This is a genomic window from Serratia sp. CC22-02 (assembly GCF_900182895.1).
Classification (GTDB): Bacteria; Pseudomonadota; Gammaproteobacteria; order Enterobacterales; family Enterobacteriaceae; genus Serratia; species Serratia nevei.
In genome coordinates this window covers 67,162-93,105 of sequence record NZ_FXUD01000003.1, presented here as the reverse complement: position 1 = coordinate 93,105, position 25,944 = coordinate 67,162, and the positions used below count along the sequence as shown (strand labels likewise).

Genomic DNA, 25,944 nt, shown 5'->3' with positions numbered 1-25,944 from the left:
TCAGGAGGATCAGCCGCGCTGACGCACCGCTTCGAACAGGCAGATGCCGGTGGCGACCGACACGTTCAGCGAAGAGACGGTACCGGCCATCGGGATGCTGATCAGCTCGTCGCAGTGTTCGCGGGTCAGACGACGCATGCCTTCGCCTTCCGCGCCCATCACCAGCGCCATCGGGCCGGTCATTTTGCTCTGATACAGCGTATGGTCGGCTTCGCCGGCGGTACCCACCACCCAGACGTTCATTTCCTGCAGCAGGCGCAGCGTGCGCGCCAGGTTGGTCACGCGGATCAGCGGTACGCTCTCGGCGGCGCCGCAGGCCACTTTCTTGGCGGTGGCGTTCAGTTGGGCAGAACGGTCGCGCGGCACGATCACCGCGTGCACGCCGGCAGCGTCGGCGCTGCGCAGGCAGGCGCCGAGGTTATGCGGGTCGGTCACGCCGTCCAGCACCAGCAGGAATGGCGTTTCCACGCTCTCCAACAGGCCCGGCAGATCGTTCTCCTGATACTGACGCCCTTCGCGCACCCGGGCGATGATCCCCTGGTGCACCGCGCCTTCAACCTTGTCATCCAGCCACTGGCGGCTCGCCACCTGGATCACGATGCCGGTCGCTTCCAGCTCGGCGATCAGCGGTTGCAGGCGGCGATCTTCGCGGCCTTTCAGGATAAACACTTCCAGGAAGCGTTGCGGATCGCGCTCTAACAGGGCTTTGACGGCGTGAATGCCGTAAATAATTTCGCTCATGATGCTCTTTTAAATTCGTGCGGCCGGCGATAACCGGCCGATGGTAACGATGTGCGGCAGGTTAAGCCTGCTCAGCACCTTTCTTCTTGGCTGCGCGTTTGGCTTTGGTCGCCGCCGCGATTTTCCGCGTTTTGTCGGACGCTTTCTTGGCTTTCTTCTTCGCCTTCTTCACGTTGTCCGCGGGCTTGGCGTCATCCTGCTTGCGGAAGGCGCTGTCCGGCTCGAAGTTGGCCGGCGGTTTGCCGCCGCGGCGCTTGCCGCGCCCCGCGCTACCGCTGTCGCGCAGCGTGCGCTGGCCGCCCTTCTTGGCGCGATCGCGCTCGGTTTTGCCTTCACCGCGCGCTTTGCGGGTGCTGGACACCAGCGCGAAGTCGATCTTGCGCTCGTCCATATGCACCGCGTCCACGCGGATCTCCACCGTATCCCCCAGGCGATAGACCGTGCCGGAAGACTCGCCGATCAGGCGCTGGCCGATATTATCGTAGCGATAGTAATCATTATCCAGCGTTGATACGTGCACCAGCCCGTCGATGAACAGATCGTTCAGGCGCACGAAGAAGCCGAAGCCGGTCACGCTGGAGATGATGCCGCTGAACACTTCACCGACGTGATCCTGCATGAAGTCGCACTTCAGCCAGTCGGCAACGTTGCGCGTCGCTTCGTCCGCGCGGCGCTCGGTCATCGAGCAGTGTTCGCCCAGCTGCAGCATCTCTTCGAATTCGCTGTGCCAGCCGCCGGTCGGCGTCCAGCGCTCTTTCGGCTCGCCGTGTTCTTTGGCCAGCTGATATTTGATCGCGCGGTGCAGCGCCAGATCCGGATAACGGCGGATCGGCGAGGTGAAGTGGCCGTAAGACGCCAGCGCCAGGCCGAAGTGGCCGCGGTTTTCCGGATCGTAAATCGCCTGCTTCATCGAACGCAGCAACATGGTTTGCAGCATTTCGTGGTCAGGGCGCTCGGACACTTCATCCATCAGCACCGCATAGTCCTTCGGCTGCGGCTTGTTGCCGCCGCCCAGCGTCAGCCCCAGCTCGCTCAGCACGCTGCGCAGCGCGGAGATGTGGTCGTCGCTCGGACGATCGTGCACGCGGTACAGCGCCGGCTCGTTGCGTTTCTCGACGAAGCGCGCGGCCGCCACGTTGGCCATGATCATGCACTCTTCGATCAGCTTGTGGGCGTCGTTGCGCACCGTCGGCTCCACGCGCTCGATGCGGCGTTCGGCGTTGAAGATGAACTTGGCTTCTTCGGTTTCAAACGCGATGCCGCCGCGCTCGGCGCGCGCCTTATCCAGCACCTTATACATCGCGTGCAGCTCTTCCAGGTGCTTGACCAGCGGATGGTAGTGCTCGCGCAGCTCCTGATCGCCCTGCAGAATGTGCCACACCTTGTTATAGGTCAGGCGAGCGTGCGAGCTCATCACCGCTTCGTAGAACTTGGCCGTGGACAGGCGCCCCTGGGCGGAGATGGTCATCTCGCACACCATGCACAGGCGATCGACCTGTGGGTTCAGGGAGCACAGCCCGTTGGACAGCACTTCCGGCAGCATCGGGATCACCTGCGACGGGAAGTACACCGAGTTACCGCGGCTGCGCGCTTCATCGTCCAGCGCGGTGCGCGGGCGCACGTAGTAACTGACGTCGGCGATCGCGACCCACAGGCGCCAGCCGCCGCCGCGTTTTTTCTCGCAGTACACGGCGTCATCGAAGTCGCGTGCGTCTTCACCGTCGATGGTGACCAACGGCAGCTTGCGCAGATCGACGCGGCCCTTCTTGGCCGCTTCCGGCACCTGCTCACTGAGATCGGCCACCTGCTTTTCCACCTGCGGCGGCCAGGTATGCGGGATCTCATGGGTGCGCAGCGCGATGTCCACCGCCATGCTGGTGCCCATCTTGTCGCCGAGGATCTCGACGATCTTGCCGACCGCCTTGGTGCGGCGGGTCGGACGCTGCGTCAGCTCCACCACCACCATAAAGCCCATGCGCGCGCCGCTGACGCTGTCCGCCGGGATCAGAATATCGAAGCTCAGACGGCTGTCGTCCGGCACCACGAAGCCGGTGCCGGCATCCATGAAGAAGCGGCCGACAATCTGGCTGGTTTTCGGCACCAGCACGCGCACGATGCGCGCTTCGCGGCGCCCTTTGCGATCCGCGCCCAAGGCCTGCGCCAGCACCACGTCACCGTGGATCGCCATTTTCATCTGTTCGGCAGACAGGTACAGATCGTCTTTGCTGCCTTCCACGCGCAGGAAGCCGTAGCCGTCGCGGTGGCCGATCACCGTGCCGCGCAACAGATCCAGACGTTCCGGCAGCGCGTAGCACTGGCGGCGGGTAAACACCAGCTGGCCATCGCGCTCCATGGCGCGCAGGCGGCGGCGCAGCGCTTCCAGCTGCTCTTCACCGCTGAGGCCCAGTTCGTTGCCCAGTTCTTCGCGGCTGGCCGGCGTTTCACGTTTCGCCAAATGGGCCAGGATATATTCACGACTGGGGATGGGGGATTCGTATTTTTCTGCTTCTCGTTCCAGGAATGGATCTTGTGACATTGCGGTTCCTCCGTTGTCATCAGCAGGATGACGTTGAGCCTTGTCTTCTCAACGTCGTTTTATTCGACAAGCAATAGCTTGTAGAGCGGCGGATTGTCTTCGACCATATCGGCCAACGTATGCTTATCCAGCTCTTCAAGGAAATTCTGTACGCCCTGTTGGAGCACCTGCTTCAGTCGGCAGGCAGGGGTGATGTGGCAAAACTCGCTGCTGCAGTTAACCAGCGCAAGCGGCTCCAGCGCCCGCACCACGTCGCCGAGGCGAATGCTCTCGGCCGGTTTGCCCAAACGGATGCCGCCATGCTTGCCGCGCACCGCCGTGACAAAACCGACCCGGCTCAACTGATTGATGATCTTCACCATATGGTTGCGAGACACGCCGTAAACCTCGGTCACTTCCGAGATACTGGTCATCTTGTCCTGCGGCAACGAGGCCATGTAGATCAACGCCCGCAGGCCATAATCAGTAAAACTTGTTAACTGCACATCTTACCTCTGGGTATCGTTTTACCCGTCTGATACGCCGCTTTTCGGCGCTATTCAAAAGATTACTCATTGGATAATAAACCAGCCGGAGAGTTCGTCGCTAATTATTTAGCGAATCCCGCGCCCTAAGGCGGGTTTATGAAAGGATTTTTTGACGTGAAACCGCAATCGGAGGGAGTCAGGATAAAAACAAACCGGGACGCGCCCGGTTTGTTTACTGCCGCAAAGCCTGATTATGCGTCGAACGGGTCGCGCAGGATCATGGTTTCGCTGCGATCCGGGCCGGTAGAGATGATGTCTACCGGTACGCCGGTCACTTCTTCGATGCGCTTGATGTAGTTCAGCGCAGCCTGAGGCAGCTTGCTGTGCTCTTTCACGCCAAAGGTGGTTTCGCTCCAGCCCGGCATGGTTTCGTAGATAGGCTCGATACCTTCCCAGCCTTCAGCCGCCAGCGGAGTGGTATCCACTTCGCGGCCGTCCGGCATGCGGTAGCCCACGCAGATCTTCACTTCTTTCAGGCCGTCCAGGACGTCCAGCTTGGTCAGGCAGAAGCCGGACAGGGAGTTGATCTGCACGGCGCGACGCACCGCTACCGCGTCCAGCCAGCCGGTACGACGACGACGGCCGGTGGTGGCGCCGAACTCGTTACCCTGCTTGCACAGGTACTCGCCGGTTTCATCGAACAGTTCGGTTGGGAACGGGCCTGCACCCACGCGAGTGGAGTAGGCTTTCACGATGCCCAGCACGTAGTCCACATAACGCGGGCCGATGCCGGAACCGGTAGCCACGCCGCCGGCAGTGGTGTTGGAAGAGGTGACATACGGGTAAGTACCGTGGTCGATATCCAGCAGGGTGCCCTGAGCGCCTTCGAACATGATCAGGTCGCCACGCTTGCGCGCGCCGTCCAGCAGTTCGGAAACGTCAACCACCATGGCGGTCAGGATGTCGGCGATAGACAGCACGTAGTCCAGCGTCGCCTGATAATCGACGGCTTCAACTTTGTAGTAGTTGACCAGCTGGAAATTGTGGTAATCGACGATCTCTTTGAGCTTAACGGCGAAGGTTTCTTTGTTGAACAGGTCGCTGACGCGCAGGCCGCGACGAGCCACTTTATCTTCGTAAGCCGGGCCGATGCCGCGACCGGTGGTGCCGATCGCTTTCGCGCCGCGCGCTTTCTCACGCGCGTTGTCCAACGCGACGTGGTAAGGCAGGATCAGCGGGCAAGCTTCAGAGAGTAACAGACGTTCGCGTACCGGGATGCCACGCGCTTCGAGTTCACCCATTTCTTTCATCAATGCGTCCGGCGCCAGAACAACACCGTTGCCGATGATGCTGGTGACGTTTTCACGCAGAATACCTGAAGGAATTAAATGAAGGACGGTTTTTTCACCGTTGATTACCAGAGTGTGGCCAGCGTTATGGCCACCTTGGTAGCGCACAACATATTGAGCCCGTTCAGTCAGCAGGTCTACAACCTTGCCTTTACCTTCGTCACCCCATTGGGTGCCCAGTACGACGACGTTCTTACCCATTTTTCAAAATCACCGATTGCTTAAAAATGGATTCTACCACCGTAATTTTCGATTTTCAGCACTTTTAGCATACGATTGCATAAATTTTGGGCTAGACTTTAAAGACCCGTGCGGCCGCTCAACATGTAGTAGATCACGCAGCCCGCAACCACTATTCCACCGCCAAATCGCCGCAGCGTCGCGTCCGGCAGCTGCGACATCGCCACAATCATTTTGCGCCAGGCCTGCGGAAACAGCATCGGCCCTAATCCTTCCAGCACCAGAACCAGCCCGAGCGCCAGCCAAATCGTTGAGTTCATGCATCCCCCAAAAACGAGAAAGGGCCCGCGTAAACGGGCCCTCGATCAGATTGCCTGCCGCGCTTACTTGCGCAGGGTATCAGGCGACTTCATGTAGCGGAAGAAATCGCTGTCCGGGCTCAGTACCAGCACGTCCTGGTTGTCCTTGAAGCTGGCTTCATAGGCACGCAGGCTGCGGATAAAGGCATAGAAGTCCGGATCCTGGCTGAACGCGTTGGCGAACAGCTTGGCCGCTTCGGCATCGCCTTCACCGCGGGTGATACGCGCCTGACGCTCGGCTTCCGCCAGGGTACGGGTCACTTCGTAGTCCGCGCTGGCGCGCAGCTTCTCGGCTTCTTCCTGGCCCTGCGAGCGCAGACGACGGGCTACCGCTTCACGCTCGGCGCGCATACGCTGGTAGATGGCGTCGGACACTTCCGCCGGCAGGTTGATCTGCTTGATACGCACGTCGATCACTTCGATGCCCAGCGCCGCCATGCTGTTCGGGTTCACCTGCGGCTGTTTGCCGGTGGTTTCCCGCTCAACGCGCGCCGCCGCAGAGGCGATAGCGTCATCGGCTTCGGTGGTCGCCACTTCTTCGCCGTCACCCACGGTGCCGGTGTTCAGCGCGTCACGCACGTCGGACATCAGCTTGCCGCGCGAGTCGGTCACGATATCTTTCACGTCCAGGCGGCCGATTTCGGAACGCAGACGGTCGCTGAACTTACGCTTCAGCAGCACTTCGGCCTGGGAGACGTCGCCGCCGCCGGTCGCCAGATAGTAACGGCTGAAGTCGCTGATGCGCCACTTCAGATAGGAGTCGACGATCAGGTCTTTCTTCTCGCTGGTCACGAAACGATCGGCCTGGTTATCCATAGTCTGGATACGCGCATCCAGGTTCTTCACGGTCTCGATGAACGGGATCTTGAGGTGCAGACCCGGCGCATACACCAGCGGCTTGTTTTCGCCGTCGCGCAGAACCTTGCCGAAGCGCAGCACGATGCCGCGCTGGCCTTCCTGCACCACGAACAGCGAAGCGTACAGCACCACCAGCACCGCGAGGACAATAACTACAAAAGACTTACGCATTGATTACTCTCTCCCTACGCGAGTGGTGTCGTCACGCTGCGCATTCGCCCGGCGCTGATCCATAATCGAACCGCCGCTGGTACGCGGAGTGCTGCTGTTGGCAGCCGGCGCAGGATTCGGATTGAGGCGAATCAGGCTGGTATCCTTGTTGCCGCTCTCCGGCGCCGCGCCTTGACCGCGCAGCATCTGATCCAGCGGCAGCACCATCAGGTTGTTGCCTTTGTCGCTCACCAACACCTTACGGGTATGGCCCAGCACTTTTTCCATGGTTTCGATATACAGACGCTCGCGGGTGATCTGCGGAGCGGACTTGTATTCCGGCAACAGCTTGGCAAAGCGCGCCACCTCACCCTGCGCTTCCAGGATGGTACGGTCTTTATAAGCCTTGGAATCTTCCAGCAGACGCTGCGCCTGGCCGTTCGCACGCGGCTGAACTTCGTTGGCGTAAGCTTCCGCCTCACGGATGTATTGCTGCTCGTTCTCACGCGCGGCGATCGCATCGTCGAACGACGCCTTCACCTCTTCCGGCGGACGCGCCGCCTGGAAGTTGACGTCCAGCAGCGTGATGCCCATGTTGTAAGGACGAATGGTCTCTTCCAGCATGCGCTGCGTATCGTTACGCACCACGGTACGGCCTTCGGTCAGGATGCGGTCCATCGAGTATTTGCCGATCACGCCGCGCAGGGCGCTGTCGGTCGCCTGGCTCAGGCTGTCGTCGGCATTGACGACGCTGAACAGGTACGCTTCCGGGTTGGTCACGCGGTACTGCACGTTCATTTCCACGCGCACCACGTTTTCATCGGAGGTCAGCATCACGCCGGACGCCGCCAGCTCGCGCACGGATTCCACGTTCACCGGACGCACGTCGTCGATGAAGGTCGGCTTCCAGTTCAGACCCGGCTGCACCAGGTGGCTGAACTTGCCGAAACGCGTCACGACGCCGCGCTCAGCTTCCTTGATGGTGTAGAAGCCGCTGGCGGCCCAGATCACCACCACGGCCACCGCCGCGATACCGATAATGCGGCCGCTGAAGCCCGGACCAGAGGTGCCGGTGCCGCCGCTATTGCTGTTGGAGCCTTTGCCCCCGCCAAAACCGCTCAATTTCTTGCTCAGTTTACGGAAGATATCGTCCAAATCAGGTGGCCCTTGATCACGACCGCCTTTGTTGTTACCGCCAGAGTTGCCGCCATTGTTATTGCTGCTCCCCCACGGGTCGCGGTCCTGTCCGTTATTACCGGGCTGATTCCACGCCATGTTTTAGCTCCATATTCTGTGATTGGGTACTTCAGGCTTTCGCGAAGCATAAATGTAACAGGATATGATCATACGATAAAGTCAATCAGGTCCTGTTCTTGCTTGCAGAGACGACGCCATTCGACGATCGGCATTCGCACCACCACGCCAATGCTGCCGTCCTCTTCGTTCCACTCTTTTTCAATCGCCTGAAGCTGGTAAAAACGGCTGCGAAGACGGCCTGCCCGTGGCGGTAAGCGCAATTCGTAATGCGCGATCTCCCCCGATAAGCGCTCCGTCAACGCCTGATACAGCAACGGAATACCCTCTCCGCTGGCGGCGGACAGCCACACCCGGATCGGCAGGTTTTCGTCGTTGCGGTCGATACGCGGCACAAAATCGTCCAGCATATCTATTTTGTTCATCACTAACAGTGTAGGGATTTCATCCGAGTCTATCTCCGCCAGCACGGTGTTCACCGCTTCGATGTTCTCATCGACGCGCGGATCTGCGGCATCGATGACGTGCAGCAGCAGAGATGCCTGGCGCGTTTCCTGCAGCGTCGCCTTGAAGGCGGCCACCAGATCGTGCGGCAGGTGCCGGATAAAGCCTACGGTATCCGCCAACACGGTATCCCCCACGTCCGGCACGTCAATGCGCCGCAACGTAGGATCCAGGGTGGCAAATAGCTGGTCCGCCGCATACACCTCGGCAGACGTTATTCGGTTAAACAGGGTGGATTTGCCGGCGTTGGTGTAGCCCACCAGCGATACGGTCGGCACATCGGCACGGGTCCGCGCGCGTCGGCCTTGTTCACGCTGCTTTTCTACCCGCTCCAGGCGGCGCAGAATCAAGCTGATGCGATCGCGTAACAGGCGACGGTCGGTCTCAAGCTGGGTTTCCCCCGGCCCGCGCAGGCCAATCCCCCCTTTTTGCCGCTCCAGGTGCGTCCAGCCGCGTACCAGACGCGTGGCGATGTGACGCAACTGCGCCAGCTCCACCTGCAGCTTACCTTCATGGGTGCGGGCACGCTGGGCGAAGATGTCTAAAATCAGCCCGGTGCGATCGATCACCCGGCATTCGCACAGGCGCTCGAGGTTTCTTTCCTGCGCCGGGGAAAGGGAATGATCAAACAGGACAACAGACGCGCCGCTGGCTTTCACCGCATCTGCAATTTCTTCGGCCTTTCCTTCGCCGACAAAGTACTTCGGATGCGGGGCTTTGCGGCTACCAGTCACCACTTGCAAAGCTTCGACACCGGCTGAGGAAACCAACGATTCGAACTCGTTGAGGTCTTCCGTATCTTTGTCTTGCGAGAAATAGATATGAACCAGTACGGCCTGCTCACCGGCTTCATAACGGTCAAACAAGCGTGCAACCTCTCAAACGGACACTCACCGTGAGTTTGGGGGACATAAACAGCCCGCGGCTGCTTATGCTCCCCGTCATGGTTGACTTGCAACGCGCTTTATTCAGCGTCATCGCTTTCCTGCTGCGGCTGTTGCTGCGCAGACGGATTGTTGCCATGGTGATAGTTGCTTGAACCGCCGCTCGGGTTGTTGCTGTGATGCGAAACCGGACGTGACGGGACAACGGTAGAGATAGCGTGCTTATACACCATCTGGCTAACCGTGTTCTTCAACAGGATGACAAACTGGTCAAAAGACTCAATCTGGCCTTGCAGCTTAATACCATTCACCAAATAAATAGAAACCGGAACACGTTCACGACGCAATGCGTTCAGGAACGGATCTTGCAAAGATTGCCCCTTAGCCATTCTATCTTTTCCTTATTTGCTTGTTGTTTGTAACTAAGAACCTGTCGGCTCTAAAATAAACGACGTAAAAAATTTGCGCGCTGAATACTCAGCAATTGTACACAATCACCCAACCTATGCACTAACAACCTGTGTCACCGAGTCCAAAGCCTCTCCCGGCTTTTCACTGTCCAACCAATGGACCGACTCCCAACCCCGTAACCAGGTCATCTGGCGTTTAGCCAACTGACGTGTTGCGCAAATACCACGATAAACCATCTCATCGTAACTAATTTCACCAGACAAGTATGACCACATCTGGCGGTAACCGACACAGCGAATGGAGGGCAAGTCCGTATGCAAATCACCCCGTGCGAAAAGTGCACGCGCTTCCGTCTCAAAACCCGCCGCCAACATTTGATGGTACCGCAGCTCGATGCGTTGATGGATCAACTCACGGCTGGTCGGCGCTATCGCAAATTGGTGAACTTGATACGGTAACGATTCACCCGAAATTTTAGTCAGTTCCGTTAAAGTTTTACCCGAAATAAAAAAAACTTCCAGTGCTCTGGACAGTCTCTGCGGATCATTCGGATGAATTCTCAATGCCGCGACCGGATCGATCGCCTGTAACTGACGGTGCAACGCCTCCCAACCCTGCTCCGCCGCTTGCCGTTCGATGCGCTCGCGCACCGCGGGATCGGCAGACGGCAGCGGCGACAATCCTTCCAACAACGCCTTGAAATACAACATGGTGCCGCCGACCAGCAGCGGAATGCGCCCGGCGGCGGTGATGTCGGCCATCTCCTTCAGCGCGTCGGCGCGAAACTCCGCGGCCGAGTAAGCTTCGGCGGGATCGCGAATATCGATCAGCCGATGCGGCGCCTGCGCCAATTCTTCAGCGCTCGGCTTGGCGGTGCCGATATCCATGCCGCGATAAATCAGCGCGGAATCGACGCTGATCAGTTCCACCGGCAGGCGTTCGCGCAGCGCGATCGCCAGCGCGGTCTTGCCCGAGGCGGTCGGCCCCATGATGAAAATAGCCGGGGGACGTGGTGTCATTTCAGTTTCAGTCATGCTTGAGGGCCGCCAGTGCGGCCTGTAAATCAACGGGTTGTAAAAGTCCGCTCGGTGGCGATTTGACCAGTTGCGGGCAAAGTCGTTCAACGTCGGTCAGCAATTGTATCGCTTGCGAGGTGTTCCACTGTTCATGTTCGCTGCCAAGGCGGCGAGCGAGCCAGGTGGCCAGCACCACGGGCGACATCTCCTGATGTTCGGCCAGATAGCCTAACAGTTCGGGTATCAGTTTTTGTAAATTTTGTTGGCGTAATGGTAAAGGCACTGCGCGCAGCGTCACACGGCCGTGATCCGCCTGCAGATCCAGCCCCATCATCGTCAGCAGCGCCTGATGCCGCGCGATGGCCGCCACTTCGCGCTTGTCCAACGTCAGCTTGACTGGGATCAGCAGCGGCTGCGGCCGCAGCCCTTCCGTCGGCGGGTTGAGCTGCGCCTGGCGCAGCCAGCGCTCGGCCACCGTCAGATTGAGCAACGCCGGCTGCTGGCGCTGTTCAATCAACGCGTAGCACGGCGGGTGGATCATCAGCACCCGGCCAAAACTGTGCTGGCCGCTCGCCAACGGCGTTTCCGCTGCGGCTTTCGCCGGCGGGAACAGCGGCGGCTTGCTCGAAACTTCCGACGCCGCATCGGCCTGCGGCTCGGCGGCGGGCTGCATCAGTTTACCGTACAGCTCGCCTTCGCGTTTCTGGTAACTGCCCGCCGTTTGCCAACCCGGCTGCGGTGCGCGCTCGCGGGCGACGCCGGCCGGTGGCGGCGTTTCGCGACGCGGCGCAGGCTGAGAAAAATGATTGCCGCCGGCGGCGACGCGGTTTTCCGGCTGCCAGACCGGCGCAGACGCTTCTTCAGGCGTTTCCGCCAGCGGCAGCGGCGGCGTCTGACCGGCCTGCTGCAGCACGGTGGTTACCGCCTGGTAGATAAAATCGTGCACCAGCCGCGCCTGATGGAAACGCACTTCGTGCTTGGCGGGATGAACGTTGACGTCCACCTGGTGCGGATCGACCTCCAGATACAGCACGTAAGCGGGTTGCTGATCGTCTTTCAGCTGATCCTGATAGGCCTGACGAATGGCGTGGTTGATCAAGCGATCGCGCATCATGCGGCAGTTGACGTAGCAGTACTGCATTTCACCCAGCTGGCGCGCCCCGGCCGGATCCGCCACCCAACCGCGGATGCTCAGATCGCCGTGCTGCCAGTCGATGTTCAGCGCATGCTGCAAAAATGCCGGGCCGCAGATGCTGCCCAAACGGCGCTCGTGCTGGCTCTCTTCTTTCGCCGCCCGGTATTGACGGATCAGTTTGCCGTTGTGGCTGAGGTTGATCGCCACATCGAAACGCGCCAGCGCGATGCGCCGCACCACTTCGTCGATATGGCCGAATTCGGTTTTCTCGGTGCGCATGAACTTGCGGCGCGCCGGGGTGTTGTAAAACAGATCCAGCACTTCCAGCGTGCTGCCGACCGGGTGCGCGGCGGGTTTGACCGTCACCGCCTGCTCGCGCCCTTCGGCATAGGCTTGCCACGCCTCGCTCTGCTCGGCGGTGCGCGACGTCAGGGTCAAACGGGAAACCGAACTGATACTGGCCAGCGCTTCGCCGCGAAAACCGAGGCTGACGATCGCCTCCAGGTCGTCGAGCGTGTTGATTTTACTGGTGGCGTGCCGCGCCAGCGCCAGTGCCAGATCGTCCTTGCCAATGCCGCAGCCGTTGTCGCGAATGCGGATAAGCTTGGCGCCGCCGCGTTCAATGTCGATATCGATGCGCGTCGCGCCGGCGTCCAGGCTATTTTCCACCAGCTCCTTGACGACCGACGCGGGGCGTTCAACCACCTCTCCGGCGGCGATCTGGTTGGCGAGCTGTGGCGGTAACACCTGGATAGGCATGCTGACTCCTGTAGCGATGGCGCTAGGCCTGCGGAATGGTCAGCGTCCGATCCAGCGGCGCGACGTCCGACTTCAGATTATTGACCCGTTTCAGATCGCCGACGCTGACCCCATAGCGAGAAGCGATGGAGGAGAGCGTATCCCCGCGGGCCACTTTATGTTTAGACGGCTTCTTGGCCGGCGTTTTCGCCTTGGCGACGGTGGTGACGGCGGCGGTTTTCCCCGCCGGCACCTTCAGGCGTTGCCCGACCCACACGCCGTCTTTTTTCAGTTTGTTCAGATCCCGCAGCGCCGCCATGGTGGTGCCGTAGCTGTCGGCGATGCCGGACAGCGTTTCCGCCCGCTTCACCACGTGGATCTGGGTCTTGCCGCTTACGCTGCGGCTCGCGCCGGCCGAGCTGACGATAGGCTCAGGCTGGCGCACGTCTGGTGTTGAGGTGTTAACCGCCGCTGCGACGTCCAGCGGTCGGTTTTCCACCTTTGGGTCGGCTTGCAGCGGATGCGCCAGGAAGTAGCTGCGCAGGCCGTTATGAATGGCCTTGGCAATCTTCTCCTGATACGCGCTACTGCCCAGCAGCCGCTCCTCCGTGCTATTACTGATAAATCCGGTTTCCACCAGCAGCGAGGGAATATCCGGTGAGCGCAGCACGCCCAGGCTGGCATGTTCCGGCCGGCGTTTGTGCAGCGATCCGACGCTCTGCAGCTGCTGCAGCACTTTCACCGCCACGTCATACCCGACGCGCTGCGAGTGGCCGAACTGCAGATCCAGCACCGCCTGGCTCAGGTAAGGGTCTGCCTGGCTGTTGGCCAGCAGATCGCCGGCGCCGCCGAGCAGTTCGGATTGTTTCTCATGCTGTTCGAGCCAGCCGGCCATTTCGCTGTTGGCGCGGCGATTGGACAGCACCCAAACGGAGGCCCCGCTGGCGCTGCGGTTTGGCGCTGCGTCGGCGTGGATGGAGACCAGCACGTTGGCGCCCTGTTTGCGCGCAACGTCGGAGCGCCCCATCACCGAGATGAAGTAGTCGCCGGTACGCGTCAGCACCGGTTTGAACTGCGGATCGGCGTCCAGCATCGCCTGCAGGCGGCGCGCAATGGCGATGGTGACATTCTTTTCTTTCAGCCCGCTCGGGCCAATGGCGCCCGGATCCTGGCCGCCGTGGCCAGCGTCGATCGCCACCACCACCCGATCGCCGGAACCGGCGGAAACGCGGCTGCTGCGCGGCGTGACTTCGGTGGCGGTGCCTGCGACGACGGTCTGTTTATTGGTAAAGGGATTCGATCCCGTCGGCGCTTTGCGCAGCGGCGGCTCCGGCGCTTCACGCACCGCGACCGGCGCCTGACGCGGCGGTGGGTTGACCGCAACCGGCGCAGGCGTTTGCACCGGTGCCTTGCGCGCCACCGTATTGGCACTGCCTTCGGCCGTAATGGTGAACACCACGGTATGCACGCTGCCGTTCTGGCGGGTGGAGACGCGGGTTTTGGCGCGCTGGGTCAGATCAAACACCAGGCGCACGCTCTGAGCGTCTTTCGGCGCGCTGGAGCGAATGCTTTTCACCAGGTTTTGGCCGCTGAAATTGAGCGGCAGACCGCCGACCTTGCCCTTCTGGTTAACGTCCAGCACCACGCGATCCGGGCCGTGCAGCGGGAAAAACGCGTAGTCCGGCGGGCCATTGAAGCTCACCGACACCGTCGCTTCACGCTGGGCGTTGGACACTTTGATATCGGACAGCGAAGACGCCGCCAGCGCGTTCAGCGCGCCGAGTGGCCCCAGCACGGCGATCAGCATGATGACCGCAAATTTTTTCAACACGTGCGTCATTGCGGCATCATCCCTGTGATCCATGAATGCGGTCTAACAGCTGGCTGCCGTAAGTGGAAATCGCCTCGATCTTCGCCTCTCGCCCCTCGCCCTGATAGCAAAGATGCAGCGCCAGATCCGGCTCCGGCAGCACGCCGGTGCCCTGTTGCGGCCATTCGACCAGGCAGATGGCGTCTTGCGCGAAGTAATCGCGAATGCCCATGAATTCAAGCTCTTCAGGATCGGCCAGGCGATACAGATCGAAGTGATACACCGCCAGCGGCTGCAAGGCATAGGGTTCCACCAGCGTGTAGGTCGGGCTTTTGACGTTGCCCTGATGCCCTAACGCCTGCAGGAAACCACGGCTGAAGGTGGTTTTACCGGCGCCTAGGTCGCCGTAGAGATAGATGACGCTGGCGCGATCGCAGGCCTTGGCCAAAGTGGTGCCCAAAGCGACAGTCGCTGCCTCGTCCGGCAGAGGTAAAACGAGTTCTTTCATTCGTAAAGTCTATTTTGCCCACTCAGGGTTAACGAAATGAAGGATGTCCGGCAGTAAATCGGTCGCCAACATGCCTCTTGTTCCTTGTCTTTCCGCTACGCGATCGCCGGCCGCGCCGTGTACGACGCAGCCCGCACAGGCGGCATCATACAGCGGGAGCTTTTGCGCCAGCAAACCGCCGATGATGCCCGACAGCACATCGCCCATGCCGCCGGAGGCCATGCCGGCGTTGCCGACGTCGGCGATCGCCATCTGCCCCTGCTCATCGGCAATCAGCGTGCCGGCGCCTTTCAGCACCGCCACGCCGCCGTAGCGCGCCGTCAGCTTGCGCACGGCAAGTAAGCGATCACTCTCGATGTCGGCAGTGCTGCAGCTCAACAGCCGCGCCGCCTCTCCAGGATGCGGAGTCATCACGCGATTCTGCCGTTTCTCGGGATTTAATGCCAGCAAGTTCAGCGCATCGGCGTCCCACAAGGCCGGTTTATCGCTGGTTTGCAGCACGTTCAAGGCGTTTTTGCCCCATTCAGCCTGGCCCAGCCCCGGGCCAATCACCAGCACATCCGCCCATTGCATCGCCTGCCGCAGCGTCGCCTCGTCCAGCGCCTGCGCCATCAACTCCGGCCGGGCCGCCAGCAGCGGTGCGACGTGTTCAATGTGAGTAAGCACTCGCACCAATCCCGCCCCGCTGCGCAGCGCCGCTTCCGCCGCCATGCGAATGGCACCGCCGAATCCGCGGTCACCGCCCACCAACAGCAGGCGGCCATGCTCGCCCTTATGGGCGCAGGGGCGGCGCGGATGCAGCCAGCGCGGCAACGCCTCGGCGGTAAGCCGCTGAATCTGTTCCGGTTGCTTCGCCAGCCAACCCGATAAGCCTAGCGCATTCTGATGAAGTTGCCCGACCCAGTCGCGCGCCTGGCCGGTCAGCAATCCCGGTTTGAGGCCGATGAACGTGACGGTGTGCGCGGCACGCACGACCGCGCCCGGCACCGCGCCGCTCTCCGCCAGCAGGCCGGACGGGATATCGAGCGCGACCACCGGCGCCGAGTGGCGGTTGGCGGCCTCGATCAGCGCGTCGTAAGGCGCACGCGGCGCGCTGCCAAGGCCAGTGCCTAACAGGCCGTCGATAATGAGAGAGACAGACGCCGGCCAGCGGCTGTTCGCCGGCAGAATATCACCGCCGGCGGCCAGCCAGGCCTGACGGGCCGCTGCGGCTTCCGGTGGCAAAGGCCGTGCGCCTTCGCAGGCTATCAACGTCACCTGCAGGCCCGCCGCCTTCGCCAGGCGCGCCACCACATAGCCGTCGCCGCCGTTGTTGCCGTGGCCGCACAGCACCAGCCAGTGCTCGCGGGAGGGGTACGCGTTGCGCGCCAATGCGTAGGCCGCCTGACCGGCGCGCTGCATCAAATCGTAAAGAGAAATACCGAGCGAGGCCGCCGCCGCGGGTTCCGAGCGACGGATCCAATCCGCAGGCCAGACAGAGTGTGGTAAACTGTCAGCGTATGCTTTTTCACTGTGGCCCGTCATGACGCACCCCCTCGATCTCCATCAACTCGCCCAACATATCAAGCAATGGGGGCAATCGCTAGGATTCCAACAGGTTGGCATCTGCGATACCGACCTGAGCCTCGAAGAGCCGAAGCTGCAGGCCTGGCTCGACAAGCAGTACCACGGCGAGATGGAATGGATGGCGCGCCACGGCATGCTACGCGCGCGCCCTCACGAACTGTTGCCGGGCACGCTGCGGGTGATCAGCGTACGCATGAACTACCTGCCGGCCAAGGCGGCGTTTGCCAGCACCTTGCAAAATCCGCAGCTGGGTTACGTCAGCCGCTACGCGCTGGGGCGCGACTATCACAAACTGTTGCGCCAGCGCCTGAAAAAGCTGGGCGATCAGATCCAGGCCTACTGCGGCGAGTTGAATTTCCGCCCCTTTGTCGATTCCGCGCCGGTGATGGAACGCGCGCTGGCCGCCAAGGCGGGCATCGGCTGGGTTGGTAAACACTCACTAATTCTCAACCGCGAAGCCGGGTCGTGGTTTTTCCTCGGCGAGCTGCTGATCGACCTGCCGCTGCCGGTGGATAAGCCGCAGGAAGAGCAGTGCGGCCGCTGCGTCGCCTGCATCACCACCTGCCCGACCGGCGCCATCGTCGCCCCCTATACCGTAGACGCCCGGCGCTGCATCTCCTACCTGACCATCGAGTTGGAAGGCGCGATCCCGGAGGAATTCCGGCCGCTGCTCGGCAACCGCATCTACGGCTGCGACGACTGCCAGCTGATCTGCCCGTGGAACCGCTTTTCGCAGCTCACCGACGAAGACGATTTCAGCCCACGCGCCGCGCTGCATGCACCGCAGCTGATCGATCTGTTCAACTGGACGGAAGAAAAATTTCTGCGCATCACCGAAGGCTCAGCAATACGCCGCATCGGCCACCTGCGCTGGCTGCGCAATATCGCCGTGGCGCTGGGCAATGCGCCCTACGAGGACGGCATTGTGCTCGCGCTGCGCACGCGCCTGGGCCAGGACGCCATGCTGGACGAACATATCCACTGGGCGCTGGCGCAGCAGCTTGCCCGCCGCGAGGCGCAGGGCATCGAGGTGCAGACGGCGCAGAAAAAACGACTGATACGGGCTGTGGAAAAAGGTTTGCCAAGGGACGCCTGACGGCGTGCGCCGCGCGGCTATTTCACCGGATGTCTCACTCTGTGGATTTGTGCATAAAAATAAAAACACGTTGTCTTTCAACTGCAACAAAAAGAGCAAGTGATCGGCATAACGTTTTGGGATAAATAAATAAACTTATAAATCAAATAGATAAATATTTAATTTGTATGACGTTGATTTTTCAGGCAGGCGGGTTTATGTACAGAGGCTGTGGATAACTCTGTTTACAACATTTTTACCAGGCGTGTTAAACGGGACAAAAACCCGCGCCGGATAAGGCGTTGGATTTGAATTTGAAACGAAGAGAAAATTGGAGCGGGAAACGAGACTCGAACTCGCGACCCCGACCTTGGCAAGGTCGTGCTCTACCAACTGAGCTATTCCCGCATTGAGATGCTTTTGGCATCCGGTCACCAAACACTGGCGTGACCTTTGAATTTTTGGAGCGGGAAACGAGGCTCGAACTCGCGACCTCAACCTTGGCAAGGTTGCGCTCTACCAACTGAGCTATTCCCGCGTCGCATAGGTACTGCTTGATACTGCTTTATTTATTCATCATGCCGCATCGCGACATTGTTGAATTTGGAGCGGGAAACGAGACTCGAACTCGCGACCCCGACCTTGGCAAGGTCGTGCTCTACCAACTGAGCTATTCCCGCCCGGCGTATCGATGGTGGAACGTTACGAAATTCTTCATCGGTACGGGGTGCGCATTATACGAGAAATCCTTTTTGTCGCAAGCCCCTGAAAGCAAAAAAACGCGATTTTTGTTTGATTGCCGATTAAAGCGCCAGATTGGCGAATTAAGCGGCTAAAAACGGCGTTTTTTCCCCGCAGGGGCCGTCATCGCCTTAAAGCTGAATGAAATGTTCGCGGTAATAAGCCAGCTCGGCCACCGATTCGCGGATGTCGTCCAGCGCCTGATGGGTGCCCTGCTTCTTAAAGCCGGCGAGAATTTCCGGCTTCCAACGGCGCGCCAGTTCCTTCAAGGTGCTGACGTCCAGATAGCGGTAATGGAAGTAAGCCTCCAGCTCCGGCATGTAGCGGAACAGGAAACGGCGGTCCTGGCCCACGCTGTTGCCGCAGATCGGCGATTTACCGGCCGGCACCCACTGCTGCAGAAAGGCTATCGTTTCCAGCTCGGCGGCGCGATCGTCCTGGCGGCTGGCTTTCACCCGCTCCACCAGCCCGCTGCCGGTATGGGTGCGCACGTTCCACTCGTCCATCAAGGCCAGCTGCTCGTCGGATTGGTGCACGGCGATCACCGGCCCTTCCGCCAGGATGTTCAGGTTGGCGTCGGTGACCAGCGTGGCGATCTCGATAATGCGGTCACGCTCGGGATCCAGCCCGGTCATCTCCAAATCGATCCAAATCAGGTTATTTTCGTTTCCTGTCATGATGTTTCCTGCCTAAAAGCCGAGAGAAAAACGCTGTGCGGACGAGACGACGGGCGCCGCCGGTGGCGACGCGCCGCAGCCGGCGGCTAACAACGGTTATTTAATATAAAATAGCGTGTATCATAGTCTTTTTGGTCGCCCTGGGCGACATATACCCTGACGGGTTCAAGGCTGCGCTCGGGGCAAGTCCCCCGCCGCAGCTGTGCGTATACGTAAAGGTATAAAACCGATTCAAGTGAGGCGCAGTGAGTAAGAACAAACTGTCCAAAGGCCAGCAACGCCGCGTGCAGGCGAACCATCAGCGCCGTCTGAAGCGCGCTGATAACAAACCGGAACCGGATGATTCCCAGCTGGGCGAGCCGCAGGAAGGCGTCGTTATCAGCCGTTTCGGCATGCACGCCGACGTTGAGGCGCCGGATGGCACTCAGCACCGCTGCAACATCCGCCGCACGCTGCGTTCGCTGGTCACCGGCGATCGCGTGGTGTGGCGCCCCGGCCTGGGCACCCATGAAGGGGTAAAAGGCATCGTGGAAGCGGTGCACGAGCGCACCTCGGTGCTGACGCGCCCGGACTTCTACGACGGCGTGAAGCCGATCGCCGCCAATATCAATCAGATCGTCATCGTGTCGGCGATCCTGCCCGAGCTGTCGCTGAACATCATCGACCGTTATCTGGTGGCCTGCGAAACGCTCGAAGTCGAGCCGCTGATCGTGCTCAACAAAATTGACCTGCTGGACGCCGAAGCGCGCAAGCTGGTCGACGGCATGATGGATATCTATCGCAAGATTGGCTACCGGGTGCTGGAAGTTTCCAGCCAGACGCGGGAAGGCATGGCGGAATTCGAACAGGCGCTGGCGGGGCGCATCAGCATCTTCGCCGGCCAGTCGGGGGTCGGCAAATCCAGCCTGCTGAATGCGCTGCTGCCGCCGTCCGAAGAGCAAATTCTGGTAAATCAGGTTTCCGACGTTTCGGGCCTCGGGCAACATACCACCACCGCCGCGCGGCTGTACCATTTCCAGCACGGCGGCGACGTGATCGACTCCCCGGGAGTGCGCGAGTTTGGCCTGTGGCATCTGGAGCCGGAACAAATCACCCGCGGATTTGTCGAATTCCGTGATTATTTAGGCGGTTGCAAATTCCGCGACTGCCGCCACGATACCGATCCCGGCTGCGCCATCCGCGCGGCGATGGAGAAGGGCGATATCGCGGAAGAACGTTTCGACAACTATCACCGCATTCTGGAAAGCATGGCGCAGGTGAAGGTTCGCAAGAACTTCACGGACGCCGCAGACTGACACTGACGGGCGGGCATTGACGACGGCGGAGCCCTCGTTACAATGCGCGCCCTTTACCCTGATTCACGAGGTTAACGTGCTGGATAGCATCAAGATTAAATTGCAATATTGGTTGCCGAAGCTGGCGCTGACCCGCCTGGCAGGCTGGGGCGCCGACAAACGGGCCGGCTGGCTGACCCAACTGGTGGTCAAGGCCTTCGCCCGCTTCTACCGCGTAGACATGCAGGAAGCGCAAAATCCGGACCTGGCGTCTTACGCCACCTTCAACGACTTCTTCGTGCGCCCGCTGCGCGACGGCGCGCGCCCGATCGTCGCCGACGCCAACTGGCTGGCGCTGCCTGCCGATGGCGCCATCAGCCAGCTCGGCCCGATCCGCGACGATCAAATCTTCCAGGCCAAAGGCCACCACTACAGCCTGGAAGCGCTGCTGGCCGGCAACTACCTGCTGGCCGAGCCGTTCCGCAACGGCCTGTTCGCCACCACCTATCTGGCGCCGCGCGACTACCACCGCGTGCACATGCCGTGCGCCGGCGTGCTGCGCGAGATGATCTATGTGCCGGGCGATCTGTTCTCGGTCAACCCGCTCACCGCCGCCAACGTGCCTAACCTGTTCGCGCGCAACGAGCGCGTGATCTGCGTGTTCGACACCGACATCGGGCCAATGGTGCAAATCCTGGTCGGCGCCACCATCGTCGGCAGCATCGAGACCGTCTGGGCCGGCACCGTCACGCCGCCGCGCGAAGGCATCATCAAACGCTGGACCTACCCGGCCGCCGGTGAAGAAGGCTCCATCGCGCTGGAAAAAGGCGCCGAGATGGGCCGCTTCAAACTCGGCTCCACGGTGATCAACCTGTTTACCGCAGGCAGCGTGCAGTTCGCGCCGCAGCTGCATAACGGCACCGTCACCCGCATGGGTGAGGCCTTCGCCGAAATCCCGGCCGCCGCTGAAACACCACAGACCCCGCTCTAAAGGAATCGACGCCGTGCGCCTGATCATCACGCTTTTGCTCGGTTGCCTGCTGTGGCAACCGGCGCTGGCCGCCCCCGTGCCGACCGAGAACCAGCTCAAACAGGAGCTGAAGCAGGCGGAAAGCAGCAAAAACGCGCCAAATCAGGCGGAGACCACCGAGGCGCTGCAAAGCGCCCTCAACTGGCTGACGGAGCGTAAAGAGTCGCAGACTCGCTCTGAACAGTATCAGAAGGTGATCGACGATTTCCCGAAGATGACGCAGGAACTGCGCCGTCAGCTGGTGCTGGAAAGCAACAAGATCCTGCCGAACGGCGACGATCTGCCGGCCGCCGAGCTGGAACAGCAGATCCTGCAAACCAGCAGCCTGCTGCTGGAACAGGCGCGCCTGCTGCAACAAGAGCAGGATCGCACGCGGGAAATCAGCGATTCCCTCGGCCAGCTGCCGCAGCAGCAGACCGACGCCCGCCGCGCGCTGACCGAAGTGCAGCGCCGTCTGCAGGCGCAGCCCGCCAACCCGACCACCCCGTACGCGCAGGCCGCCCTGGCCCTGCTGCAGACCGAAGCCGCGGCGCGCAAAGCCAAAGTGGACGAGCTGGAGCTGGCGCAGCTGTCGGCCAACAACCGTCAGGAGCTGGCGCGCATGCGCGCCGAGGTCTATAAAAAGCGCCACGAGAAAATAGACGTTCAGCTGCAGGCGCTGCGCAACAACCTCAACGCCCAGCGCCAACGCGAAGCGGAACTGGCGCTGGAAAAAACCGAGCAGCTGGCCGAGCAGAACGGCGACTTGCCAAAAAGCATCAGCCAACAGCTGCAGATCAACCGCGAACTGTCCGCCGCGCTGAACAGCCAGGCGCAGCGCATGGATCTGATTTCGTCGCAGCAGCGGCAGGCGGCGGCGCAGACGCTGCAGGTGCGCCAGGCGCTGAGTACTATCATCGAACAGGCCCAGTGGCTCGGCTCGTCGTCGGCGCTGGGGGAAACCCTGCGCGCCCAGGTGGCTACGCTGCCGGAGATGCCCAAGCCGCAACAGCTGGACGGCGACATGGCCCAGCTGCGCGTGCAGCGCCTGCAGTTTGAAAACCAGCTGGAAAAACTGTCGCAACGCGAATTCAAACGCGACGACGGCAGCGCGCTGACCAACCAGGAGCAGCGCATCGTCGATGCCCAGCTGCGCACCCAGCGCGAGCTGCTGAACTCGCTGCTGTCCGGTTGCGACACCCAAATCCTCGAGCTGACCAAGCTGAAGGTGGCCAACACCCAACTGATCGAAGCGTTGAACGAAATTCGCGACGCCACCCACCGCTATCTGTTCTGGGTGCCGGACGTCAATCCGATCAACTTCTCTTATCCGCTCAACGTGGCGCACGATCTGACGCGCGTCCTGTCGCTGGACACGCTGTCACAGCTCGGCGGCGCCTTCATGATGATGGTGACCAGCCGCGAAACGCTGATCCCGATCTTCGGCGCCCTGCTGCTGGTGATTTTCAGCATCAGTTCGCGCAAGCACTATCACGCCTTCCTCGAGCGCGCCAGCAGCCGCGTCGGCAAGGTGACGCAGGACGAATTCTTCCTGACGGTGCGCACCGTGTTCTGGTCGATTCTGGTGGCGATGCCGCTGCCGGTGCTGTGGGCCGCGCTCGGCTACGGCCTGCAGAGCGCCTGGAACTACCCGGTGGCGGAAGCGATCGGCAAGGGGGTGACCGCCACGCTGCCGATCCTGTGGATCTGCATGATCTGCGCCGCTTTCGCCCATCCGCAGGGGTTGTTCATCGTGCACTTCCGCTGGCCGGCGAAGCAGGTTTCGCGCGCCATGCGTTACTATAAGATGTCGATCTGGCTGATCGTGCCGCTGATCATGGCGCTGATCACCTTCGATAGCCTGAAAGAGCGCGAATTCGCCAACACCCTGGGGCGGCTGTGCTTCATCCTGCTGTGTCTGGCGCTGGCGCTGGTCACCCACAGCCTGAAGCGCGCCGGCATCCCGCTGTATCTGGATAAAAACGGCTCGGGCGACAACATGCTCAACAGCGCCTTCTGGGGGCTGCTGCTGTCGGCGCCGCTGCTGGCGGCGCTGGCCTCGACCGTCGGTTACCTCACCACCGCGCAGGCGCTGTTGGCGCGCCTGGAAACCTCGGTGGCGATCTGGTTCCTGCTGCTGGTTGTCTACCACATCATCCGCCGCTGGATGCTGATCCAGCGGCGGCGCATCGCCTTCGATCGCGCCAAACAGCGCCGTGCCGACATCCTGGCCCAGCGCGCCCGCGGCGAAGACGAAACTTCGCACACCCCAAACAGCACCGAAGGATCCATCGATCCGGACGATTCGGACTTCGATCTGGACACCATCAGCGCCCAGTCGCTGCGGCTGGTGCGTTCGATCCTGACGCTGATCGCGCTGGTGTCGGTGATCGTGCTGTGGTCGGAGATCCACTCCGCGTTCGCTTTCCTGGAAAACATCTCGCTGTGGGATGTGACCTCGACGGTGAACGGCGTGGAGACCGCCCATCCGATCACCCTCGGCGCGGTCCTGATTGCCATTCTGGTGTTGATCATCACCATGCAGCTGGTGCGCAACCTGCCGGCACTGCTGGAGCTGGCGGTGCTGCAGCACCTGGATCTGACGCCGGGCACCGGCTACGCCATCACCACCATCACCAAGTACCTGCTGCTGGTGTTCGGCGCGGTGCTCAGCTTCGCCTGGATCGGCATCGAGTGGTCGAAACTGCAGTGGGTGGTTACCGCACTCAGCCTGGGGTTGGGCTTCGGCATGCAGGAGATCTTCTCCAACTTCATCTCCGGCCTGATCATCCTGTTCGAGAAACCGATCCGCATCGGCGACACCGTGACGATCCGCAACCTGACCGGCACCGTCACCAAGATCAACACCCGCGCCACCACCATTTCGGATTGGGACCGCAAAGAGATCATCGTGCCGAACAAAGCCTTCATCACCGAACAGTTCGTCAACTGGTCGCTGTCGGATAACCTGACCCGTGTGGTGCTGACCGTGCCGGCACCGGGCGAAGCCAACAGCGAAGAGGTGACCAAGATCCTGATGAACGCCGCCGAACGCTGCTCGCTGGTGCTGGATAACCCGGCGCCGGAGGTTTACCTGGTCGATCTGCAGCAAGGTATCCAGATCTTCGAGATGCGTATTTACGCCGCCGAGATGGGCCACCGCATGCCGCTGCGCCACGAGATCCACCAGCTGATCCTGGCGGGCTACCGCGAGCACGGCATCACGCTGCCGTACCCGCCGTTCCAGGTGCGCACCGAGACGCTGTCGCGGCTGACCAACAACGGCCGTACGCCGCCGTCTACGCCGGCGCCGAACACCAAGCGCGACGCCGGGGGCCTGTAAGCGGTTCTCGCGATAAAAAAAGGGCCGGCAAATGCTGGCACTTTTTGCTTTTCTTACCGCCTGAAACGTCAGGCGATCCCGACCGGGAAGGCCAATACGTCGCTCAGGCTCTCGGCGCCCAGCGCCAGCATCACCAGGCGATCCACGCCCAGCGCCACGCCGGAACACTCCGGCATGCCGTGCTGCAACGCCGCCAGCAGGTTATAGTCGATCGGCTGCTGCGGCAGGCCGCGCTCCGCGCGCTTACGGTTGTCCTGCTCGAAGCGCTGCTGCTGTTCACGGCCGTCGGTCAGCTCGCGGAAACCGTTCGCCAGCTCGATGCCCTTGAAGTACACCTCAAAACGCTCCGCCACGCGATGGTCCTCGGTGCTGATCTCCGCCAACGCCGCCTGGCTGGCCGGGAAGTGGTAAACGAACGCCGGCTTTTCACGGCCGATATGCGGCTCCACGCCCACGGTGAACAGCAGCTGCAGCAGCGTATCGCGATCTTCTTCGGTATCGGCGATGTTGCTCAAGTCGAGTTTGGCCGCCGCTTCGCGCAGCTGCGCCTTCTCCGCCGACAGCGGATCGATGTCCAGATGGCGCAGGAAGGCCTGCTGATAAGACAGGGTCTCCGCGCTCTCGCAGTCCAGCACCTGTTGCAGCAGATCGTCCACTTCGTTCATCAGGCGGTACATGTCGTAGTGCGGACGGTACCACTCCAGCATGGTGAATTCCGGGTTGTGATGCCGCCCGGCTTCTTCATTGCGGAAGCTGCGCCCCATTTGGTAGATCGGGCCGCTGCCCGCCGCCAGCAGGCGCTTCATGTGATATTCCGGGCTGGTCATCATGTATAGCGTCAGGCCCTCTGCCGCCCCCGGCCCGACGAAACGCGTCTCGAACGGGAACAGGTGAACGTCGGTGACCGTCGCCTGGCTCATGGTGGGCGTCTCAACTTCCAGCACGCCACGATCGGCGAAGAAACGCCGGATCTCAGCCAGAATCGCTGCGCGTTTCAACAAATTGGCGATGGGTGCACTAGGCTGCCAGCTTGCCGTTTCGCTCATGGTAATTAACTCCGAAATCAAACAGGGGATGCAGTCTACTCGCATCCTTGCAGCCAAACAAATTCTTCACGATACACAACCGGCCATAACGCCAATTTCCGATAAATAGGCGGCAAAAGCGCGTTAAAAAGGGTAAAGCACGCCGAACACGCGAAAAGGCAGGCAAGCCTGTTGGTCGAGCGTTAATCGACAAAACAATCGATCACATCAAATTTCGACTACTTAACTTTAGGTATAGTTAATTCCCCATTATTGGTGGGAGATATCTATCCTTAACCTTTAAGCAACATTAATCGGTTCAATTAGTTAGCAC

Annotated in this window: 20 protein-coding genes and 3 tRNA genes; 4 read left to right on the top strand and 19 right to left on the bottom strand. The window is 60.9% G+C overall.

All coding sequences use genetic code 11. The features are described 5' to 3' along the window. Window positions 1-9: 9 nt before the first annotated feature. The 14 genes from rlmB to nnr all read right to left on the bottom strand — a co-directional run bounded on the left by rlmB (window position 10) and on the right by nnr (window position 16,424). Entirely contained in the window at window positions 10-741 is a 732-nt protein-coding gene (gene rlmB, locus QOL81_RS12345) for a 23S rRNA (guanosine(2251)-2'-O)-methyltransferase RlmB (RefSeq protein ID WP_038879203.1), read from the bottom strand. A gap of 61 nt (window positions 742-802) precedes the next feature. After that, window positions 803-3,277, bottom strand: coding sequence for a ribonuclease R (gene rnr, locus QOL81_RS12340; RefSeq protein WP_060421893.1), 2,475 nt, complete (start codon window positions 3,275-3,277; stop codon window positions 803-805). A gap of 59 nt (window positions 3,278-3,336) precedes the next feature. After that, window positions 3,337-3,762, bottom strand: a complete 426-nt coding sequence (gene nsrR, locus QOL81_RS12335; protein ID WP_015376391.1) for a nitric oxide-sensing transcriptional repressor NsrR — start codon at window positions 3,760-3,762, stop codon at window positions 3,337-3,339. 233 nt (window positions 3,763-3,995) lie between these two features. Beyond that, window positions 3,996-5,294 carry an adenylosuccinate synthase gene (locus QOL81_RS12330; RefSeq protein WP_033648701.1) on the bottom strand — a complete coding sequence of 433 codons (1,299 nt, stop codon included), beginning with the start codon at window positions 5,292-5,294 and terminating at the stop codon, window positions 3,996-3,998. 98 nt (window positions 5,295-5,392) lie between these two features. Beyond that, entirely contained in the window at window positions 5,393-5,593 is a 201-nt protein-coding gene (locus tag QOL81_RS12325) for a DUF2065 domain-containing protein (RefSeq protein ID WP_004933666.1), read from the bottom strand. Window positions 5,594-5,656: 63 nt separating this feature from the next. Next, window positions 5,657-6,661 carry a protease modulator HflC gene (hflC, locus tag QOL81_RS12320; protein WP_004933669.1) on the bottom strand — a complete coding sequence of 335 codons (1,005 nt, stop codon included), beginning with the start codon at window positions 6,659-6,661 and terminating at the stop codon, window positions 5,657-5,659. A 3-nt stretch (window positions 6,662-6,664) separates the two neighbouring features. Beyond that, window positions 6,665-7,915: an FtsH protease activity modulator HflK gene (hflK, locus tag QOL81_RS12315; protein ID WP_038879209.1), complete on the bottom strand. Its 1,251-nt coding sequence runs from the start codon at window positions 7,913-7,915 to the stop codon at window positions 6,665-6,667. A 68-nt stretch (window positions 7,916-7,983) separates the two neighbouring features. Then, on the bottom strand, window positions 7,984-9,264 hold the full coding sequence (gene hflX / locus QOL81_RS12310) for a ribosome rescue GTPase HflX (protein ID WP_004933675.1): 1,281 nt from the start codon (window positions 9,262-9,264) through the stop codon (window positions 7,984-7,986). Between the two features lie 98 nt (window positions 9,265-9,362). Then, complete coding sequence (gene hfq, locus QOL81_RS12305; protein WP_004933678.1) at window positions 9,363-9,671, bottom strand: RNA chaperone Hfq; 309 nt, start codon at window positions 9,669-9,671, stop codon at window positions 9,363-9,365. A gap of 114 nt (window positions 9,672-9,785) precedes the next feature. After that, entirely contained in the window at window positions 9,786-10,727 is a 942-nt protein-coding gene (miaA, locus tag QOL81_RS12300; protein ID WP_060421891.1) for a tRNA (adenosine(37)-N6)-dimethylallyltransferase MiaA, read from the bottom strand. Then, on the bottom strand, window positions 10,720-12,603 hold the full coding sequence (mutL, locus tag QOL81_RS12295; protein WP_060421888.1) for a DNA mismatch repair endonuclease MutL: 1,884 nt from the start codon (window positions 12,601-12,603) through the stop codon (window positions 10,720-10,722). The genes miaA and mutL overlap by 8 nt, the downstream gene beginning before the upstream one ends. Window positions 12,604-12,625: 22 nt before the next feature. Further along, on the bottom strand, window positions 12,626-14,422 hold the full coding sequence (gene amiB, locus QOL81_RS12290) for an N-acetylmuramoyl-L-alanine amidase AmiB (protein WP_060432147.1): 1,797 nt from the start codon (window positions 14,420-14,422) through the stop codon (window positions 12,626-12,628). 7 nt (window positions 14,423-14,429) lie between these two features. Further along, window positions 14,430-14,900: a tRNA (adenosine(37)-N6)-threonylcarbamoyltransferase complex ATPase subunit type 1 TsaE gene (gene tsaE, locus QOL81_RS12285; RefSeq protein WP_038879220.1), complete on the bottom strand. Its 471-nt coding sequence runs from the start codon at window positions 14,898-14,900 to the stop codon at window positions 14,430-14,432. A gap of 9 nt (window positions 14,901-14,909) precedes the next feature. Beyond that, window positions 14,910-16,424, bottom strand: coding sequence for a bifunctional ADP-dependent NAD(P)H-hydrate dehydratase/NAD(P)H-hydrate epimerase (gene nnr, locus QOL81_RS12280; RefSeq protein ID WP_060421879.1), 1,515 nt, complete (start codon window positions 16,422-16,424; stop codon window positions 14,910-14,912). Between nnr and queG the strand changes: the two genes are divergently transcribed. Then, window positions 16,423-17,562, top strand: coding sequence for a tRNA epoxyqueuosine(34) reductase QueG (gene queG / locus QOL81_RS12275; RefSeq protein WP_060421876.1), 1,140 nt, complete (start codon window positions 16,423-16,425; stop codon window positions 17,560-17,562). The genes nnr and queG overlap by 2 nt on opposite strands. A 311-nt stretch (window positions 17,563-17,873) precedes the next feature. On the opposite strand, the gene QOL81_RS12270 is transcribed toward queG, so the two are convergent. The 4 genes from QOL81_RS12270 to orn form a co-directional block, all read right to left on the bottom strand. Next, window positions 17,874-17,949, bottom strand: a tRNA-Gly gene (locus tag QOL81_RS12270). A 54-nt stretch (window positions 17,950-18,003) separates the two neighbouring features. Continuing rightward, window positions 18,004-18,079: transfer RNA gene (locus QOL81_RS12265), tRNA-Gly, on the bottom strand. Between the two features lie 66 nt (window positions 18,080-18,145). Continuing rightward, window positions 18,146-18,221, bottom strand: a tRNA-Gly gene (locus QOL81_RS12260). 192 nt (window positions 18,222-18,413) lie between these two features. Then, on the bottom strand, window positions 18,414-18,959 hold the full coding sequence (gene orn / locus QOL81_RS12255; protein WP_033636776.1) for an oligoribonuclease: 546 nt from the start codon (window positions 18,957-18,959) through the stop codon (window positions 18,414-18,416). Window positions 18,960-19,204: 245 nt separating this feature from the next. On the opposite strand from orn, the gene rsgA reads away from it, so the two are divergent. The 3 genes from rsgA (at window position 19,205) to mscM (ending at window position 24,585) form a co-directional block, all read left to right on the top strand. Next, on the top strand, window positions 19,205-20,254 hold the full coding sequence (gene rsgA, locus QOL81_RS12250; RefSeq protein ID WP_004929686.1) for a small ribosomal subunit biogenesis GTPase RsgA: 1,050 nt from the start codon (window positions 19,205-19,207) through the stop codon (window positions 20,252-20,254). 76 nt (window positions 20,255-20,330) lie between these two features. Beyond that, window positions 20,331-21,224: an archaetidylserine decarboxylase gene (gene asd / locus QOL81_RS12245; protein ID WP_100395955.1), complete on the top strand. Its 894-nt coding sequence runs from the start codon at window positions 20,331-20,333 to the stop codon at window positions 21,222-21,224. Between the two features lie 13 nt (window positions 21,225-21,237). Continuing rightward, entirely contained in the window at window positions 21,238-24,585 is a 3,348-nt protein-coding gene (gene mscM / locus QOL81_RS12240; RefSeq protein WP_060421868.1) for a miniconductance mechanosensitive channel MscM, read from the top strand. Window positions 24,586-24,653: 68 nt separating this feature from the next. Here mscM and epmA read toward each other — a convergent pair whose 3' ends face one another. After that, window positions 24,654-25,631 (bottom strand): elongation factor P--(R)-beta-lysine ligase, encoded by a 978-nt coding sequence (gene epmA, locus QOL81_RS12235; protein ID WP_004929681.1) that lies wholly within the window; start codon window positions 25,629-25,631, stop codon window positions 24,654-24,656. Window positions 25,632-25,944 lie beyond the last annotated feature (313 nt).